Consider the following 17,648-nt stretch of genomic DNA (forward strand, 5'->3'; position numbering starts at 1 on the left):
CCGCCGCCCGCGTGAGCCGCCGCGCGCTCCGCCCACCTGACGTACCACTTTCCGACGGGAGTCACCCATGACAGCGTCCGACATCACCGACGAGCACACGCCGCTCCCCGCCGCCGGGTCCGGGGACGGGGCCGATCCCCAACGGGCGGAGGATCTGCGGCTGATGGCCTCGCTCATCGCCGAGATCACCGGCCTTCCGCAGGAATCGGTGGTCCCGGAAGCCGATCTGATCGAGGACCTGTACATCGACTCGGTGGCGAAGATCGAGCTGATGGTCGCCTGCGAGACCCGCTTCGGGGTGGTCATCCCCGACGACGTGGTCGGCGAGCTGCGTACCGTCGGCGCGGTCCTCGACCACCTCGCGGCCGACCGGGCCGCCCGATGAGCGTCGTGGTCACCGGCCTCGGCGCGGTCACACCGGTCGGGACGGACGCGGAGGCCTTCCACGAGGGGCTGCTCCGGGGCGCCTCGGGCATCCGCCTCCTGGACGGCCCGCGCTTCGAGGGCCTGCCGACCCGCCTCGCCGGCACCGTGGACGTCGAGGGCCGCCTGGAGCGGGTGACGCAGCGGACCCTGGAGCGGGTCCAGCAGCTCGCCCTGATCGCCGCCCGGGAGGCCTGGCAGCAGGCGGGCGCCGTGGACGTGGCGCCCGAGCGGCTCGCGGTGGTCGTCGGCACCGGCATCGGCGGGGCCCAGGCGATCCCTCCCCAGATCCGGGTCTTCGAGGAGCAGGGGCCGCGGCGGGTCAGCCCGTACCTGATGTCCCAGCTGATGCCGAACGCGGCCGCCGCCGGTGTCGCCCTCGACCTGGGCGCCCGGGCGGGGGCGCACACCCCGGTCAGCTCCTGTTCCTCGGGGGCCCAGGCGGTGGCCGCGGCCCTGGACCTGCTGCGGCTGGACCGGGCGGACGTGGTCGTGGCGGGCGGCGCCGAATCCTGCCTGCACCCGCTGACCCTGGCCGGGTTCGCGCAGCTGCGGGCGCTCTCGCGGCGCGACGTCGACCCCGGCTCCGCGAGCCGGCCGTTCGACCGGGACCGGGACGGCTTCGTCCTCGGCGAGGGGGCCGGAATGCTGGTGCTGGAGCGGGCGGAACACGCCTCTGCCCGGGGTGCGGCCGTGCTCGGCACCCTGCTGGGGGCGGGCTCCACCTCCGACGCCCACCACATCATGGCCCCCGACCCGTCGGGCGCCGGCGCCGCCCGCAGCATCGAGATCGCCCTGCGCGACGCCGGTGCGAGCGCGGCCGAGGTGGGCCACGTGAACAGCCACGGCACGGCCACCCCCGTCGGCGACCTCGCCGAGTCCAGGGCACTGGGCCTGGCCCTCGGCAGCCACCGGCCCCCGGTCACGGCGACCAAGTCCTGCACCGGACACCTGCTGGGGGCCTCCGGCGCCGTCGAGGCGGTGGCGACCGTACTGGCCCTGCGGGACGGCCTGGTCCCCCCGGTGCGCAACCTCGACCGCCCCGGCGACGGGATCGACCTCGACCTGGTGCGGGACGAACCCCGCAAGGTCGCGCAGGGGGTCGCCCTGTCCACCTCGTTCGGCTTCGGCGGCCACAACACCGCCCTGGTCTTCGCGCGCTGACCGCGCCCGGCCGACCCCTCACAGACATCCGCGAGACAAAGCCAATCAGGAGTGTTTGGATGACCACGCCGAGCCCTGCGGGGCTGAAGGCCGAGACCCGGCCGGACCGGCCCAAGGGCCCGCCCCTGCTCGATTCCCTGACCGGCCTGCGGGGCATGGCCGCCATCCTGGTGTTCTTCTTCCACTTCACCACCTTCAAGATGGTGTTCTCCGACAGCGGCGGCCTGGAGTTCGCACCGCTGACCCGCCCCAGGTTCCTGACCATGAGCGGCAACTTCGCCGTGGGCAGCTTCTTCATCCTCAGCGGGTTCGTCCTGGCGCTCACCACCCGGCAGGGCACGAGCATGGCCAACTTCGCGGCCAAGCGCGTGGGCAAGCTGGTGCCGGTCTACCTGTTCACCTCGTTGCTGGCCATCGGCGCGATCCTGGCGATCGGGATGCCGGTCACCCTCGGCAACGTGGTGCTCCACCTGACCCTGCTGCAGTCCTGGGTGCCCTTCCAGGACATCTACCACGGCATCAACCCGGTCACCTGGTCGCTGAGCACCGAGGGCTTCTTCTACCTGCTCTTCCCGGTCGCCCTCTTCCTGGTCCGCCGGCTGTCCACCCGCGCCCTGTACTGGCTCTTCGGCACCGCGGTGTTCCTGGAGTTCGCCCTGCCGCTGTACGTGATGAAGTACTTCGCGGTGGGTGACTCGGCCGGCCACGAACAGTTCATGAGCACCGGCTCGAAGGGCGGCGACCTCGCGTACTGGTTCACGCTGCCGTTCCCGCCGTACCGCTTCCTGGAGTTCCTGGTCGGCATGATCGCCTGCCTCCTGCTGATGCGGGGGGTGCTGCCGACGATCCGTTCCGGCTGGGCCTGGTCCCTGTGCGGGGCCGCCTACGTGATCGGCACGTTCACGAGCGGGCCGCTCCAGCGCACCGCGGTGGGCATGGTCCCGCTGACGGTCCTGGTGATCGCCCTCGCCCAGGCGGACTTCGCCGGCCGTCCCTCGCTGCTGCGGCGCAAGCCCTTCGTCGAGCTCGGGAAGCTGTCCTACGGGATGTACGCGATCCAGCTCCTGGTCTTCCTCCCCACCGGACCGTTCGTCCAGCGCTGGCTGGCCTCGCTGCTCTCGCTGCCGGAGGAGACGCTGGAGGGGGCGCAGTACCAGATACCCATCATGCTCTGCTACTTCGGGCTCATCATCGTCCTCGCGATCCCGATCTACCGGTACATCGAGGTGCCCGCGTACGACTACGCCAAGCGGCTGTACCGCAACCGCAAGGGCTCCGACCTGTTCGCCGACCCGGCGCCCGCCGAGGTGAACGCCCGGTGAGGGTCTGCGTGATCGGCTCGGGGGTCTTCGGGATCGCGGCCGTGCGGGAGCTGCGGCGCAGCCACCCGGCCTCGTCCTTGTACTGGCTCTCCGAGGACCGGGAGGCCGGCGGCCTGTGGAGTTCCTCGGCGCGGCGCAGCCGGGTGTACGACGCCCTGTACCTGAACACCTCGCGGGAGCGCAGCGCCTTCGCCGGAACCTCGATCGGCGGTCCCGCGGCGGTGCACTTCGTCCACCACTCGCGCTACTCGGCCTACCTCGCCGAGGTCGCGGCCGGCTGCGAGGGCGCCGAGCGCCGGTGGGGGTGCCGGGTCACCTCGGTCTCGCCGGGGCCTGCCGGCCGGTGGCTCGTCCGCTGGGAGGACCGCGAAGGCACCGCCGCGGAAGCCGAGTTCGACGCGGTCCTCGACGCCACGGGGCACAACGGCGAGCCGAGGCCGCCCGAGGTGCCGGTCGCGGACGAACCCTCCTACACGTACGCGCACTCCTCCCAGTACCGCAGCTCCGCACCGTACCGGGGCAAGCGCGTCCTGGTCGTGGGCAACGGCGCTTCGGCGGTGGACATCGCCTGCGATCTCGTACCCGCCGCGGCGAGCGTGGGGGTCAGCATCCGGACCCCGAAGTGGTACCTGCCGAAGGTGGTCCTCGGAAAGCCCGTCGACCACTCCTCGGGCGGCCGGCTGCACCGCCTCCCGCTGGTCGGCGCCCTCACCGCGCGCGTGGCCGAGTCGGTGGTGCGCCGGGTGATCGGCTCCTACCGCTCGTACGGCCTCCAGGAACCGGCCCGGCCGCTGTCCCGCTCCACGCCCGTGCTCAGCGACCACTTCCTCGCGCACCTCAGCCACGGCCGGCTGAGCGTGTACCGGCAGGTCGTGGAGCTGGAGCAGGAGGCGGTGCGGTTCGCCGACGGCACCGCCGAGAAGTTCGACGCGGTGATCGCGGCGACCGGGTTCCGCGAGAGCTCCCCGCACCTGCCCGCCGGTGTGCGGGAGTTGCTGGCGGACCGGCGGCTGGGGCTGGCCTTCGAGACACCGGGGTTCCCGGGGCTGTTCCTGATGAACCGGTTCCGCTGCGGAGACGCGGCGGTCAGGTGCGCGGAGGTCCAGGCCTCGGCCATCGCCCGCGCCCTGGCCGGCCCCCGGTCCGGCCGGGTCGCGCCGCCGCGGCTCGCGGACCCCTCGGCCGACGGCTCCCGTATCACCGCCCGCACTCTTGAGAAGGTCTACGAGGCATACCGATGACAGCGATTCGACAGAGGACCGGCATCGCCGGCCTGGGCTGGCACGTACCGGGTCTGCGCATCGACAACGAGACGATCGCCGGGTGGAGCGGCGCCGACCCCGAGTGGATCGTCCGGCGCACCGGCGTCGAGGAGCGCCGCTACGCCGGCGCCGACGAGCCGACCTCCGCGCTGGCGGCCCGTGCGCTGGCCATGGCACTGGAGGACGCCGGGCTGCGGCCCGGGGACCTGTCCGGGGTCATCGTCTGCACCTCCACCCCGGACCAGCCCCAGCCGCCGACGGCGGCCTTCGTCCTGGACCGCCTGGGCATCTCGGGGGTGCCCGCGTTCGACGTGAACGGCGTCTGCGCCGGCTTCCTCTACGGTCTGGGGGCGGCCGAGGGCTGGCGGCGGCGCGGTCCGCTGGCCGTCATCGGGGCCGACAAGTACTCCTCGATCATGAACCCGGGCGACCGCAGGACGGTCAGCCTGTTCGGCGACGGGGCGGGCGCGGTCATCCTCGACCCGCCGGACGGGGACCACGGGCTGATCAGCGTCGTGGCCCGCTGCCAGCCGGAGCACCTGGACCTGGTGCGGGTGCGCGGCGGAGGCAGCGCCCTGCCGCTGCGGGACACGACGGACCCGCTCGCCGACCGGTTCGAGATGCAGGGGCGGCCGATCGTGGAGTGGGCCGAGAAGGCCCTGCCGGTCGTGGTGCACCAGGCCTGCGCGGAGGCGGGGCTGACCCTGGCCGACATCGACCGGGTGGTCCTGCACCAGGGAAGCGTGCGCATGGTCGAGTTCTGCGCCAAGTGGCTCGGTGTGACGCCGGGCAAGGTGGCGCTCTCCGCGGACCGGTTCGGGAACACCGGGGCGGCGTCGATCCCGCTCACCCTCGCCATCGAGCAGCGCGAGGGCCGCATCAAGCCGGGTGACCGGGTGCTGCTCGCCGGTCTCGGCGGCGGTACGGCGGCCTGCGCCGCCGTCGTCCGCTGGTGATTCCCGGCAATGACCAACCGTCAGGCAACGAGTCGTGAAGTGGTGGAAGAGATGACTGTTGACGAGAGCCTCCAGACCTTGGGGCTGCCCCCGCTGCCGCAGGGCGCGCCCAGCGGGTGCCCCTTCGCCCCGCCGGAGGCCGTCGCCGAGCTGCGCGACGAGTCCCCGCTGGCACAGGTGGCCCTTCCCGACGGCACCCAGGCCTGGCTGGCGACGAGCCACGAGCTGGTCCGCGAGATCCTCACGCACCCGGGTTTCAGTGTGAACCCCAAGGTGGAGGGTTTCCCCCGGTGGAACCTGCCGGGCGGTTCGGACCTGCCGATGAGCATGACCCACGCCGACCAGCCGGAGCACACCCGGCTGCGGGGCATGGTGGCCGCCGAGTTCACGCCCAAGCGCATCGCCCGGATGCGCCCCGACATCGAGCGCATCACGCGGGAGCGCTGTGAGGCCATCGAGGCGCTGGCGCAGCCGGTGGACCTCGTCAAGGAGTTCTCCACCCCGATCCCCGCGATGGCGATCAGCCTGCTGCTCGGCGTCCCGACCGACGAGCTGGACTTCTTCGAGCGCAACGTCCGGATGGTGCTGTCGCACGACGACCTGGAGTCCCCGGAGCGCGACCAGGCCAAGCTGGAACTGCTCCAATACGTGATGAAGCTGATCGAGCGCAAGCGCGCGGAGCCGGACGACAACCTGCTCAGCAGGATGATCGCCGACCATCCCGAGCTGACCGACATCGAGCTGATCTCGTTCGTCGCGCTGCTGCTCTTCGCCGGCTTCTCGACCACGGCCCACCAGATCGAGCTGACCGCGCTGACGCTGATCCAGCGGCCCGATCTCGCCGAGCGCGCCCGCAAGGACCCCTCGGTCATCCCGGTGCTGGTCGAGGAGCTGCTGCGCTACCACGCCATCGTCCGGGACTCGCCGCGCCGCGTGGCGGTGGAGGACATCGAGGTCGGCGGGGTCGTGATCCGTTCCGGCGAGGGCGTCATCGCCTCGGTGCAGGCGGCCAACTGGGACGCGGCCGCCTTCCCCGACCCGGAGGTCATCGACCTCGACCGGCCCCGCAGCCCGCGCCAGCTCGCCTTCGGCCACGGCATCCACGTGTGCCTGGGGGCCGCGATGGCCCGCATCGAGCTGGAGGTGGTCCTGGAGCAACTGGTCCTGCGCTACCCCGACATGAAGCTGGCCATCCCCGAGGAGGAGATCGCCTTCCGCACGACCACGCATCTGCACGGCTGCTACTCCCTGCCCGTCGACCTCGGGCTGGAGGCGCGGGCATGAGCGCGTACGTCACCCTGAACAGCGGCGCCGAGGTCCCGCGACTGGGCCTGGGCATGTGGCAGATACCGGACGAGCAGGCCGGGCCCCTCGTCGCGAGCGCGCTCGAGACCGGCTACCGCAGCATCGACACGGCCGCGAGCTACCGCAACGAACGGGCCGTCGGCGCCGCCGTGACCGGCTCCGGGATCCCCCGCGAAGAGATCGTCGTGACGACGAAGCTGTGGAACAGCGAACACGGCACCGACGAGGCGCTGCGCGCTTTCGACACGAGTCTGGAGCAGCTGGGCCTGGACTGGGTCGACCTCTACCTCATCCACTGGCCGCTGCCGATGCGCGGCCGGTACGTGGAGACCTGGCGGGCCCTGGAGAAGATCCACGCCGACGGCAGGGCCCGGGCGATCGGGGTCTCCAACTTCACGGCCGGGCACCTGGAGCGGCTCATGGACAGCTGCGACATCGTGCCGGCCGTCAACCAGGTGGAGCTGCACCCGCTGTGCCAGCAGGGGGAGTTGCGGGAGTTCCATGCCGCCCACGGGATCGCCACCCAGGCCTGGAGCCCGCTCGGCTCGGGTCAGGGGCTGCTCGACCTGCCCGTCCTCGCCGAGATCGGGCGGGCGCACGGCCGCTCACCCGCCCAGGTGGTCATCCGTTGGCACCTCCAGCTCGGCAACCTGGTGATCCCCAAGTCGGCCTCCGCGAGCCGGATCGCGGAGAACTTCGACGTGTTCGGCTTCGCCCTGGACGACTCCGAGATGGCCGCCGTCGCCGCCCTGGACAGCGGCCGGCGCTGGGGTCCGGACCCGGACACCTTCGACTACCCGTAGACACCCTCGTTCCACCCGGGCGCACCCCGCAGGCGGTGCGCCGGACACCGGCACGGACTCAGTACGGACACAGAAAGCAGGGGGAAACATGGAACCCGTCAAGAACAGCGGCACGGGCCCGGGGGGCGCGTCCGCGCTGCGCGACCTCTTCGCGCGGCCGGGGGTGGTACGGATCGTGGGCGCTCACAACCCGCTGGGTGCGCGGTTGGCCGAGCGCGCGGGCTTCGACGGCGTCTGGTCGAGCGGGCTGGAGATCTCCGCGTCCCAGGGGCTGCCCGACACCGACCTGCTGACGATGTCCGAGCTGCTCGCCGTGGCCGGTTCGCTGGCCGCGGCGGTGGACGTACCCGTGGTCGCCGACTGCGACGCGGGGTACGGCAACGCCCTGAACGTCATGCACACCATCAGGCGCTACGAGCGGGCCGGGCTCGCCGGCGTCAGCATCGAGGACAAGGTCTTCCCCAAGGTCAACAGCTTCATCCCGGGCCGTCAGGAACTGGCCGGACTCGATGAGTTCTGCGGGAAGATCGAGGCGGCGAAGAGCGCCCGGCGCGGCTCCGACCTCATGGTGATCGCCCGCATCGAGGCCCTGATCGCCGGGCACGGCATGGAAGAGGCCCTGCGCCGGGGCGAGGCGTACGCGGACGCCGGTGCGGACGCCGTGCTGATCCACGCCAAGGGCTCCTCCCCCGAGCCCGTCCTGGAGTTCCTCCGGCTCTGGCGGCCCGACCTGCCGGTGGTCGTGGTGCCCACCACCTACCACACGGTCAGCGCCGACGAACTGGGCGCCGCCGGGGCCAAGATGGTGATCTACGCCAACCAGGGCCTGCGGGCCGGGATCAGCGCGGTCACCGAGGTCTTCGACCGGATCCTCCAGGACGGGCGCAGCACCGGGGTCGAGGACCGGATCGCCCCGCTGGCCACCGTCTTCGACCTCCAGGGGATGGCCGCGCTGAAGCGGGACGAGGAGAGCTTCGTCCGTGAACGCGTGCCCGCCGCCCGGCTGGTGGTCGTTCCCGAGGGCGCCGGACAGCTCGCGCACGGCAGCGGGGACGCCCTGGCCCGGCTGCGGACACAGGCGCTGAAGGAGAGCGGGATCGCCTCCCTGCCGGAGCCGGAGCCGGCGCCCGCCGGAGCCGGGCAGGCGGCGCCGGACGTCGCCGCCGCGCTGGCCGACGTACCGGCGGCGTTCTCGGGCCGTACGGTGGTGGCCGCCGACGACGTCTTCGTCGACGCCGAACCCCTGCGCCGGCTCGCCGCCTCGGAGGCCGACATCACGGTCCTGGTCGATGTGGCCCCGCGCGGCCGGACGGCCGCGGAGCCCGGTGGTGTCCCGGTGTCCCTGTCCTCCCGCACCGTCTCCGGACGGCGGCTCTCCGGCCCCGGCGGCCTCCTCGTGACGGCCATCGGCCCCGAGGCCGCCGCGGCGCCGGACGCGGAGTTCACGGCCGTCGCGTCCTTCTCGCCCAAGGGCTTCGCCGCCCTGCGGCAGGCCGCCGAGAAGCGGGGCGTACCCCAGGACCGGCCCGTCACCCTGGCGGACCTGCTCGCCGACCTCATCAGCACCGGCTGGGCGGTCCGGGCCGCGGAGGTCGGGGGCGGGTGGACCCCGGTGCGCACGCGGGACGACCTGCGCGAGCTGACCGCCCTGCTGGACGAGCGGGTGACCGCGTGAGCGACGCCCTCGATCCGGCGGAGGTGGTCGCGGCCTTCGAGGAGGCCGGGTACGGGCCCTTCACGGGCGTGCCCTGCTCCTTCCTCGGCCCGGTGATCAGCTGCCTGGAGGACACCCGCCCGGAGCGGTACCTGGTCGCCGCCAACGAGGGCGAGGCGGTGGCGATCGCCGCCGGCGCCCGGGTGGCGGGCCGGCGTCCGGTCGTCATCCTCCAGAACTCGGGACTCGGCAACGCCGTCAACCCGCTGACCTCGCTCTGCCACACGCTGCGGCTGCCCGTGCTGCTGCTGGTCACCTGGCGGGGCGAGCCGGGCAGGCCCGACGAGCCCCAGCACGAGCTGATGGGCCGGGTCACCCCGGAGCTGCTGACCGCGATGGAGATCCGCCACGAGATCCTGCCGCAGGACTCTGCCACGCTGCGCGAGCGGCTGCGGGCGGCCGAGGCGCACATGGCGCGGACCGGCCTGCCGTTCGCCTTCGTGGTGCCCAAGGGGGCCATCGCCAAGTACCGCCCGCTCGCGGAGGGTTCCGGCGGCGGGAGCCCGCGGGCCGGGGGCCCGGACGGGCCGCTCATGCGGCGCAGCGAGGCCATCGGCCGGGTGATGCGGGCCGTCGGGGAGAACGCCCTGGTCGTCGCCACGACGGGCAAGACCGCCCGTGAGCTGGAACGCGACTGGGACCGCCCCGGCAACCTCTACATCGTCGGTTCGATGGGCTGCGCCTCCAGCGTGGCCCTCGGCATCGCCCTGCACGCGCCCGACCGCCAGGTGGTCGTACTGGACGGCGACGGCGCGGCGCTCATGCGGCTGGAGGCGATGGCCACCATCGGGCGCCTCGCCCCGCCGAACCTCCTGCACATCATCCTCGACAACGAGGCGTACGAGTCCACGGGCGGCCAGCCGACCGGCTCCGGGCACGTGAACTTCGCCGAGGTCGCGGCCGCCTGCGGCTACGTCTCGGCCTCCGAGACCAGCACGGCCGAGGGGCTCGCCGCGGCCCTGGAGCAGCAGTTGTCGTACGCCGGTCCGACCCTGCTCCGCGTACGGATCGCCGCGTACTCCGATCCGGGCCTGGGACGGCCCGCCCTGCCTCCGCCGGCCTCGGCCGCACGCTTCCGGGAGACGATCGCCTCATGACCAGCCAGTCCCCTTCCGCGACGCCCCGTCCGGCGGCGTCCGCTCAGCGGGTCGTCCTGATGAACCCGGGACCGGTGAACACCGACGAGGCGGTCCGAGCCGCGCTCACCGGCCCGGACCTGTGCCACCGGGAGTCCGAGTTCGCCGCACTCATGGGCCGGGTCCGCGGGAAGGCCGCCGCCGTGTGCGGGGGCGGGCCCGAGTACACCTCCGTCGTGCTGACGGGGTCGGGCACCGCCGCGCTGGAAGCCGCCCTCGCCTCGGCCGTCCCGGCGGACGGCGGGCTGCTCGTCGTGGACAACGGCCATTACGGGCAGCGGCTGCACGAGGTGGCGGCCGTCCACGGGATCCGCACCACCCGGCTGGAGCTCGGCTGGGGCACCCCGGTGGATCCCGCCGCCCTCGGCCGCGCCCTGGCGGCCGATCCTTCCCTCACGCATGTCGCCCTGGTCCACCACGAGACCAGCACGGGCATGCTCAACGATGTCGCGGCCCTCGGGGCGGTGGCCCGCGAACACGGCTGCCGCACCATCGTGGACGCGGTCAGCAGTGTGGGCGCGGAGTCCCTGGACATCGCCCGGGACGGGATCGACTGGCTGGTGGGCACCGCGAACAAGTGCCTGGAGGGCATGCCGGGCGTCTCCTTCGTCTGTGCCTCCCGGCAGGACTTCGAGGATCTGGCGCAGTACCCGAGGCGTACGTACTACCTCGACCTGCACCGGCACTACCGGGCCCAGGAGAAGGCGGGGGCGCCCGCGTTCACGCCCTCGGTCCCCGTGTTCTACGCCTTCGACGCCGCCCTGGACCTGGCCCTCGCCGAGGGCGTCCCCGCACGCGGCGCGCGCTACCGGGCCCTGGCCGGACGGCTGCGCGCGGGTCTGGCGGAGCTGGGGCTCACCATCCTGCTGGCCCCGGAGCACCGCGCGGCGAGCCTCACCGCGGTGCGGCTGCCGCAGGGAGTGCCGTACGAGAGCCTGCACCGGGCCCTCAAGGACCGGGGGTTCGTCATCTACGCGGCCCAGGAGCAGCTCGCCGGCGGGTACTTCCGGCTCTCCACCATGGGCGCCATGGACGAGCGGGACATCGACCGCTTCCTCGGCGCGCTCGCCGGCTTCCTCTCCGAGGGGCAGCGGTCCGCGCTGCCGGCCGCGGCCGGGGGGACCCGGTGAGCGCGGTGCACGGCGCCTCCCAGGCGGTCCACCGCCTCGCCGTCGTCGGCGGCGGTCCCCGGGCCACGTACGCGCTGGAGCGCCTGTCGGCCGGTATCGGCCGGCTCGCTCCGGGGCAGTCGCTGCGGGTCCATGTCTTCGAGCGGTCCGGGGAGTTCGGCTCGGGCGAGTCCCACAGTCCGGCGCAGCCGCGGACCAGCTATCTGAACCGCATCAGCAGCCAGGTGTCCTTCGCCGCCGACGAGTCGGTGAAGGACGCCGGGCCGCTGCGCCGGCCGCGGGACCGGCCCACGCTCCACGAGTGGTGCAGGGAGCGCTTCGCCCGCACCGGGCATCCCGATCTCGACCTCGGTCCCGACGACTGGCCCAAGCGCTACGTGCACGGGATGGCGCTCCAGGACATGTTCCGGCGCTACGTCGACGAGTTGCGGGCGCATCCGGACGTCGAGGTGCTGCTGCACCGCGAGGAGGTGGTCGACGTGCGGCGCCGGGGCCGTGTGCTGGAGGTCGGGGTGAGCGGAGGGGATACCTTCCCCGCCGACCAGGTGCTCCTGGTGACGGGGCACACCCAGCACGACCCCCGCCGCTCGGCCCGGTCGCGCGAGCTGCTGGCCTTCGCCGACCGCACCGCAGCCGCGTACCTCCCCTGCGCCTATCCGCTGGACGCGGCGCTCACCGAGCCGGCCACCGGCGCCGGGCAGGTCGTCGGGATCGCCGGTATGGGCCTCACCGCGATCGACCAGATCCTGTTCCTCACCGAGGGCCGCGGCGGCCGGTTCGAACCCGATGCCGAGCACGGACTGCGCTACCGGCCGAGCGGAGCGGAGCCCGCCCGGATCCTCGCGTTCAGCGATGCCGGGATGTTCACCTTCGCCCGCCCCGACAACCACAAGGAGGCCGATCCGGCCCGGCTCGAACACCGGGGCGTGTTCCTGACCGACGAGGCCGTGGACCGGCTGCGGGCGAGCGTCGGCACGGCGCGGGCCGGCCGCGGGGGCCCGGGCCAGCTGGACTTCGAGCGGGACGTGCTGCCGCTGGTGGTCCTGGAGATGGCGTACGTGCACTACACGACGCTGTTCGGCAGCGGGACGGCCGGCTTCCTCGGCGCCCGGCTCGCGGACGTCCACCGCGAGTTCCTCGCGGGGGGCCTGGCCCACCGCGAACGCCCGCAGGATCCGGGCCGGCTGCTCGGGCCGCTGGAGGCGGCGGTGGACGAGATCGCCGACGTCGTCGACGCGGTGGTGCGCGGCCGCACCACGGTGGCGGGGGCGGGCGTGCGGGACTGGCCGGTGGAGGAGACCGTCCTGCGCTGGATCAGGGTGGTGTTCGGCCCCGAGGCGCAGGCGCGGACGAGCGCCGCGTGCCTGGCGAACCTCGCCGGGCCGCGGGGGGACGCCGCGTCGTGGGTCTCGCCGTTCCGGCTGGAGCCCGACCCGCGCGGAAACCGGTTCGACTGGGAGCGCACCGTCGCCCCGCTGAGCGGGAGCGGTCGGGGCGGTCCGGGGCAGTACCGGGCCGCGCTGCTCGACTTCATGGACCGCGACCAGCGGTGGGCGGTGCAGGGCAACCTGGACAACCCGCACAAGGCCGCCGCCGACGGCGTCTGGCGGGACCTGCGCTCGGTGATCAGCCACGCGGTGGACGACGGCGGGCTCACCCCCGCGTCCCACCGGGTCTTCCTCGCCCGCTACACGCGGGTGCACAACCGGCTCGCCAACGGAGCCGCGGCCGAGGTCATGGCCCGGATCCAGGCGTTGGTCCGGCACGGTCTCCTCGACGCGGGCACCGGCCCCGCGGCGACGGTCGTCCAGGACGGGGAGTCGGGGCGGTTCCGTATCGACGGGCCGGCCACGGGAGCCTCCTGCCCGGTCGACACCCTCGCGGACGCCCGGATCCACCCCTTCGATCCGCGCCGGGACGCGTCGCCGCTGTTCCGCAACCTGCTGGACCGGGGCACCGTCCGGTACTGGCGCAACGCCTCCGCGGCGGGCGACTCCTTCGAGCCCGGCGGTCTCGACCTGACCGACCGCTTCCACCCGGTCGGCCGCGACGGCACCGTGGAGGAACGGCTCACCGTACTGGGCCCGCCCGCGGAGGGGCGCAGGTCGTTCCTGCTCTCCGCGCTGCGGCCGGATGCCGACCACTACGTGATGCGGGACGCCCTCAGGTGGCTGGAGGACTTCTGGCGGGTGCTGGAACACAGCCACGAGGCCGACCGGCAGGCCGTCTGAGGCCCCGGCCTCCGAAGCACCGGGGCACGGAAGCACCGCGCAGCACGGGAGGGAGGAGGGGCGGGAACCGATCGCGGTTCCCGCCCCTCCTCCCTGTGGCCTTCGCCCTCAGTGGGCGGACGGTACCCGGTCCTCCTCGGCCGGTACCGGCTCCTCCCCGGCCGGAGCCGGCCGGCGCAGCAGGGCGTACCCGGCGGCGAAGGCCAGTACGGCCACCCCGCCGGACGCCAGGAGCGTGGTGTCCAGAGCGGCGACGAAGGTGCCGGGGACGGTGGCCGCGGCGGCCGACCCGCTCGCGAAGGAGTCCGGTGTGAGACCCAGCGAGACGGAGCGGACGGACTCGTCGAGCTCCGCTCCGGACAGGCGCACGCCCGCCTCTGCCAGCCGCCCCGGCAGCAGGGCGTCGACCCTGGCCACGATCAGCGCCCCCAGAACGGCCGTGCCGAGGCTGCCGCCGACCTGCATCGCGGTCTGCTGGAGGCCGCCGGCCACGCCGGAGTGCCGCAGTGGCGCGCCGGCGACGACCAGATGGGTCGCCGCCACGATGACGGCGCTGAAGCCGAAGCCCAACAGGATGAACCACAGGCGCAGTTCACCCATGGAGGACTCGGCCCCCACGGCGTGCGCCAGGCCGAACGTGGCGACCGCGGTGAGGGCCATGCCCAGCAGCGCCGGCCGCCGCGAACCCGTTCGACGCATCAGCAGGCCCGTGAGGACACCGGCCGCCACCATGGCGAGCGTCAGCCAGAGCACCAGGACGCCGCACTGCACGGGCGACATGCCCAGGACGTTCTGCAGGAAGAAGGTCAGGACGAAGGGCACTCCGAACATGACGAAGGAGACCAGCACCATGAGGAACACCCCCGCGGCGAACGGGGGTGACCGGAAGAGCGACAGGGGTACGAGCGGATCGGGCGCGCGGGCCTCCCACCGGCAGAAGGCCGTGCCCAGCACGGCCGCGGCGGTCAGGGCCGCCCAGATCCTCGGGTCGCCCCAGCCGAGCTCGGGTGCCCGGACCGCTCCCCACAGCAGCGCGAGCAGGCCGCCCGCGAGCAACAGCACGGCGACGGGGTCGAAGGACCCCGTCGCCGTGTCGGGGCGCGCCTCCCGGAGCACCAGCAGCCCCAGCGCGATCGCGGCGATGCCGACGGGCAGGTTGATGAAGAAGATGTACTGCCAGCTCGCGTACTGCACGAGCAGTCCGCCGACGACCGGCCCGGCGGCGGTCGCCAGGCCCAGGACGCCGCTGCGGACGGCGATCGGCACGTTGAGCCGGTCCGGGGGGAACGTCGCGCGCAGCAGGGCCAGGGTCGGTGGCTGCATCAGCGCCCCGAACACCCCCTGCACCACCCGCAGCGCGATGACCCAGGTGATGTCGGTGGAGAGCCCGATGGCGACGGAGGAGAGGGCGAACCCGGCAACCCCCGCCAGGAAGACCCGGCGGTGGCCCAGGCGGTCCCCCAGCTTCCCGGCGACGACCAGCAGGGCCGCCAGGGCCAGCAGATAGCCGGCCGTCACCCACTGGATCCCCCCGACGCTCGCCCCGAGTTCGGCCTGCATGGCGGGCTGGGCGACGGCGACGATGGTGGTGTCCAGGGAGACCATCACGGCGCCCAGGGCGAGCGTCGCGAGCGTCAGCCACGGATGGCCGCGGAGTCGGTTCATGCCGCGCCTCATGCCGCGGTTCGCTCCGGGGCCGTCCCGCTGCCGCTCCGCTCCGCGGCGGGCGTCCATCCCGGAGGGCCGAACACGTAGCCCGCCCGGTCGCGCCAGGTGCCGGCGCCGCGGATGTCGCGGAACATGCGGGCGAACTCGTGGGCCTGGATGCGCCAGATGCCGTGCGTTTCGATCTGCTTCGTCAGCCCGTAGGTGGGGCGGTGCAGTTCGGGCTGGAACGTGCCGAACATGCGGTCCCAGATGATCAGCATGCTGCCGTAGTTCTTGTCGAGGTACTCCGGGTCGCTGCCGTGGTGCACACGGTGGTGCGACGGGGTCACGAAGATCGCCTCGATGGGCCGCGGGAGCTTGCCGATCTTCTCGGTGTGCGCGAAGAGCCCGTAGATCAGGTGCAGCGAGTGCATGGTGAAGACGAGGGCCGGCGGGACGCCCAGCAGGGGCAGCGGCAGCCACATCAGCTTCTCGAACCACTGCGCCCACTTGCGCCGCAGGGCGACGGAGACGTTCAGGTACTGGCTGGAGTGATGGACCTGGTGGCCGGCCCACAGGAGGCGGATCCGGTGGGTCATGCGGTGGTAGCAGTAGATGGTGAGGTCCACGCCGATGAAGAGGACGACCCAGGTGTACCAGGAGTCGGCCGGCAGCCGGAACGGTGCGACCTCGACGTAGAGCCACGCGTAGAACACCAGCGCGGCGGTGCGCATCACGCTGGAGACGATGAGCGCCCCGAGACCGGTGAGGATATTCGCGCGCGTGTCCGCCTTGCTGAACCGCTCGCGTTCGTCGTCGTCGAAACGTATCGCCATGAATTCGACGAGAATGATGAGCGCGACGGCGGGAAGCGCATACATGATCGGGTCGTGAAGACGTTCCGACAGATGCGAGAACAAACGAACCCCCACTTTCAAATCGATGTGCGGATGCGCGAATCCCGGAATCGGTCCGCCCAATGGCGTACGGGGCGCGCGCAGCGACAGTAACAACGCCCACGACGCACCCCGCTAAAACACCGCTAATTCCGCTCCCGGCGGTCAGAACAGCGCCGGCAGAAGCCGGTCGGCCTCCAGCGAGGGGTCCCGGGCCAAAATGGCCTGGTGCAGGCGCCGGATCCGCTCGCCGGGCTCCAGGCCGAGCTCCTCGACCAGCGCCTCGCGGATCCGCCGGTACGCCTCCAGCGCCTCCGCGACCCGACCGCTGCGGTAGAGCGCCAGCATCAGCTGGGAGTGGACGGTCTCCCAGGTGAGGTGCACGCCGGCCATCCCGTACAGCTCCCCGACGACCTCCTTGTGCTGCCCCAGGCCCAGCCTGATCTCGATGCGCCGCTCGATGACGTCGATGCGCTTCTCGTCCAGCTGCCGGGCGAGGTTGTCGAAGACGGGCACCCCGCGCAGGTCGGCCAGGGCGTGGCCGCGCCAGAGCCCGTGGGCGGCGTTCAGGCTGCGCAGCGCCTCTTCGGGGCGGCCGGCGGCGAAGTGCTCCTGGGCCTTGCGGGAGTGGCTCTCGAACTCGTGCAGGTCCAGCTCGTCGGGCTCCAGGTCCAGCGCGTAGCCGTGCGGCTTGGTGATCAGCCGGTGCGCGAAGCCGCCGTGCTCGTCGAGGTACTTGCGCAGCTTCGACACGTAGACCTGGAGCGCGGTGCGCGCCGTCCGCGGCGGGTTGCCCGACCACAGGGCCTCGACCAGGCTCTCGCGGGAGACGTCCGTCCCCGCGTGGACGCAGAGCAGCGCCAGGACCGCTCGGATCTTCGCGGGCTGCGGGGCCACCGCACGGTCTGCGGCGACCAGCTCCACCGGACCCAACACCTTGAATCGCATCACACGTTCCCCCGTGGTTCTGCTTATGGACAGCCAATGAACCGGTTAAATTCCACCGGCAGCCCGAATATGCCGCCACCGGTGGGGAGCCGGAACCCCTATCCGCCACCCTCACCCCGCTCCCCCTGGAAACGCAGGGGAAGTGGGGGCACCCCCCTACCCGGCGACGGACACCCCCCTATTTTTCTGGGGCCCTATGCCCGGGAAGCGGGCACCGAATAGGGGTTTGCGGCTCTTGCACGGGCTTCCTAGGGTGCGACGGAGGCGCTCGTCCGAGCGGCTCCTGACTCCGGGAGAAAATCACGTGAGAGAACTCATCGACACGATTCTTGCGGGCGATGCGACATCCAGGGATTTCGCGGAGCTCCGGATCCCGGAGAGCTACCGGGGCATCGTCGTCCGGAAAGAGGACGTCGGGATGTTCGAGGGGCTCGCCACCGGCGAGAAGGACCCGCGCAAGTCCCTGCACGTCGAGCACGTGCCGGTGCCGGAACTCGGCCCGGGCGAGGCCCTGGTGGCCGTGATGGCCTCTTCGGTCAACTACAACTCCGTGTGGTCCTCGATCTTCGAGCCGCTACCGACGTTCGGTTTCCTGGAGCGGTACGGCAAGCTCAGCGAGCTCACCAGGCGCCACGACCTGCCGTACCACGTGATCGGCTCCGACCTCGCGGGCGTCGTGCTGCGCACCGGCCCCGGCGTCAACGCCTGGAA

At 72.7% G+C, this 17,648-nt stretch carries 14 protein-coding genes and 1 pseudogene; 12 read left to right on the plus strand and 3 right to left on the minus strand.

The window, feature by feature from the left end; translation table 11 throughout:
- Window positions 1-67 precede the first annotated feature (67 nt).
- The 11 genes from ACZ4TG_RS33270 to ACZ4TG_RS33320 all read left to right on the plus strand — a co-directional run bounded on the left by ACZ4TG_RS33270 (window position 68) and on the right by ACZ4TG_RS33320 (window position 13,446).
- The gene (locus tag ACZ4TG_RS33270; RefSeq protein ID WP_468170309.1) at window positions 68-385 is read left to right on the plus strand and encodes an acyl carrier protein; all 318 of its coding nucleotides are present in this window, start codon (window positions 68-70) and stop codon (window positions 383-385) included.
- Complete coding sequence (locus ACZ4TG_RS33275) at window positions 382-1,587, plus strand: beta-ketoacyl-[acyl-carrier-protein] synthase family protein (RefSeq protein ID WP_468170312.1); 1,206 nt, start codon at window positions 382-384, stop codon at window positions 1,585-1,587. Before ACZ4TG_RS33270 ends, ACZ4TG_RS33275 begins: the two co-directional genes overlap by 4 nt.
- A 59-nt stretch (window positions 1,588-1,646) precedes the next feature.
- The gene (locus ACZ4TG_RS33280; RefSeq protein ID WP_468170315.1) at window positions 1,647-2,909 is read left to right on the plus strand and encodes an acyltransferase family protein; all 1,263 of its coding nucleotides are present in this window, start codon (window positions 1,647-1,649) and stop codon (window positions 2,907-2,909) included.
- Complete coding sequence (locus ACZ4TG_RS33285) at window positions 2,906-4,150, plus strand: flavin-containing monooxygenase (protein WP_468170318.1); 1,245 nt, start codon at window positions 2,906-2,908, stop codon at window positions 4,148-4,150. Before ACZ4TG_RS33280 ends, ACZ4TG_RS33285 begins: the two co-directional genes overlap by 4 nt.
- A complete protein-coding gene (locus ACZ4TG_RS33290) occupies window positions 4,147-5,127 on the plus strand; it encodes a 3-oxoacyl-ACP synthase III family protein (RefSeq protein WP_468170321.1) in 981 nt (326 codons plus the stop codon). Before ACZ4TG_RS33285 ends, ACZ4TG_RS33290 begins: the two co-directional genes overlap by 4 nt.
- A gap of 51 nt (window positions 5,128-5,178) precedes the next feature.
- Complete coding sequence (locus ACZ4TG_RS33295; protein ID WP_468170324.1) at window positions 5,179-6,411, plus strand: cytochrome P450; 1,233 nt, start codon at window positions 5,179-5,181, stop codon at window positions 6,409-6,411.
- Entirely contained in the window at window positions 6,408-7,235 is an 828-nt protein-coding gene (locus tag ACZ4TG_RS33300) for an aldo/keto reductase (protein WP_468170327.1), read from the plus strand. Before ACZ4TG_RS33295 ends, ACZ4TG_RS33300 begins: the two co-directional genes overlap by 4 nt.
- A gap of 88 nt (window positions 7,236-7,323) precedes the next feature.
- Window positions 7,324-8,910, plus strand: coding sequence for an isocitrate lyase/phosphoenolpyruvate mutase family protein (locus ACZ4TG_RS33305; RefSeq protein ID WP_468170330.1), 1,587 nt, complete (start codon window positions 7,324-7,326; stop codon window positions 8,908-8,910).
- The gene (aepY, locus tag ACZ4TG_RS33310) at window positions 8,907-10,046 is read left to right on the plus strand and encodes a phosphonopyruvate decarboxylase (RefSeq protein ID WP_468170333.1); all 1,140 of its coding nucleotides are present in this window, start codon (window positions 8,907-8,909) and stop codon (window positions 10,044-10,046) included. Before ACZ4TG_RS33305 ends, aepY begins: the two co-directional genes overlap by 4 nt.
- Window positions 10,043-11,215, plus strand: a complete 1,173-nt coding sequence (locus ACZ4TG_RS33315) for a 2-aminoethylphosphonate aminotransferase (RefSeq protein ID WP_468170336.1) — start codon at window positions 10,043-10,045, stop codon at window positions 11,213-11,215. Before aepY ends, ACZ4TG_RS33315 begins: the two co-directional genes overlap by 4 nt.
- A complete protein-coding gene (locus ACZ4TG_RS33320) occupies window positions 11,212-13,446 on the plus strand; it encodes an FAD/NAD(P)-binding protein (protein ID WP_468170339.1) in 2,235 nt (744 codons plus the stop codon). Before ACZ4TG_RS33315 ends, ACZ4TG_RS33320 begins: the two co-directional genes overlap by 4 nt.
- A gap of 108 nt (window positions 13,447-13,554) precedes the next feature.
- On the opposite strand, the gene ACZ4TG_RS33325 is transcribed toward ACZ4TG_RS33320, so the two are convergent.
- From ACZ4TG_RS33325 to ACZ4TG_RS33335, 3 genes are all read right to left on the minus strand, one after another.
- A complete protein-coding gene (locus ACZ4TG_RS33325) occupies window positions 13,555-15,111 on the minus strand; it encodes an MFS transporter (protein ID WP_468170342.1) in 1,557 nt (518 codons plus the stop codon).
- Between the two features lie 8 nt (window positions 15,112-15,119).
- Window positions 15,120-15,974 carry a sterol desaturase family protein gene (locus tag ACZ4TG_RS33330; RefSeq protein ID WP_468170345.1) on the minus strand — a complete coding sequence of 285 codons (855 nt, stop codon included), beginning with the start codon at window positions 15,972-15,974 and terminating at the stop codon, window positions 15,120-15,122.
- 180 nt (window positions 15,975-16,154) lie between these two features.
- On the minus strand, window positions 16,155-16,937 hold the full coding sequence (locus ACZ4TG_RS33335; RefSeq protein ID WP_468170348.1) for an AfsR/SARP family transcriptional regulator: 783 nt from the start codon (window positions 16,935-16,937) through the stop codon (window positions 16,155-16,157).
- A 304-nt stretch (window positions 16,938-17,241) separates the two neighbouring features.
- Here ACZ4TG_RS33335 and ACZ4TG_RS33340 point away from each other — a divergent pair.
- Window positions 17,242-17,648 (plus strand): annotated as a pseudogene (locus ACZ4TG_RS33340) (crotonyl-CoA carboxylase/reductase); the annotation flags it as partial.

The sequence above is a fragment of the Streptomyces sp. NPDC028314 genome, assembly GCF_055565795.1.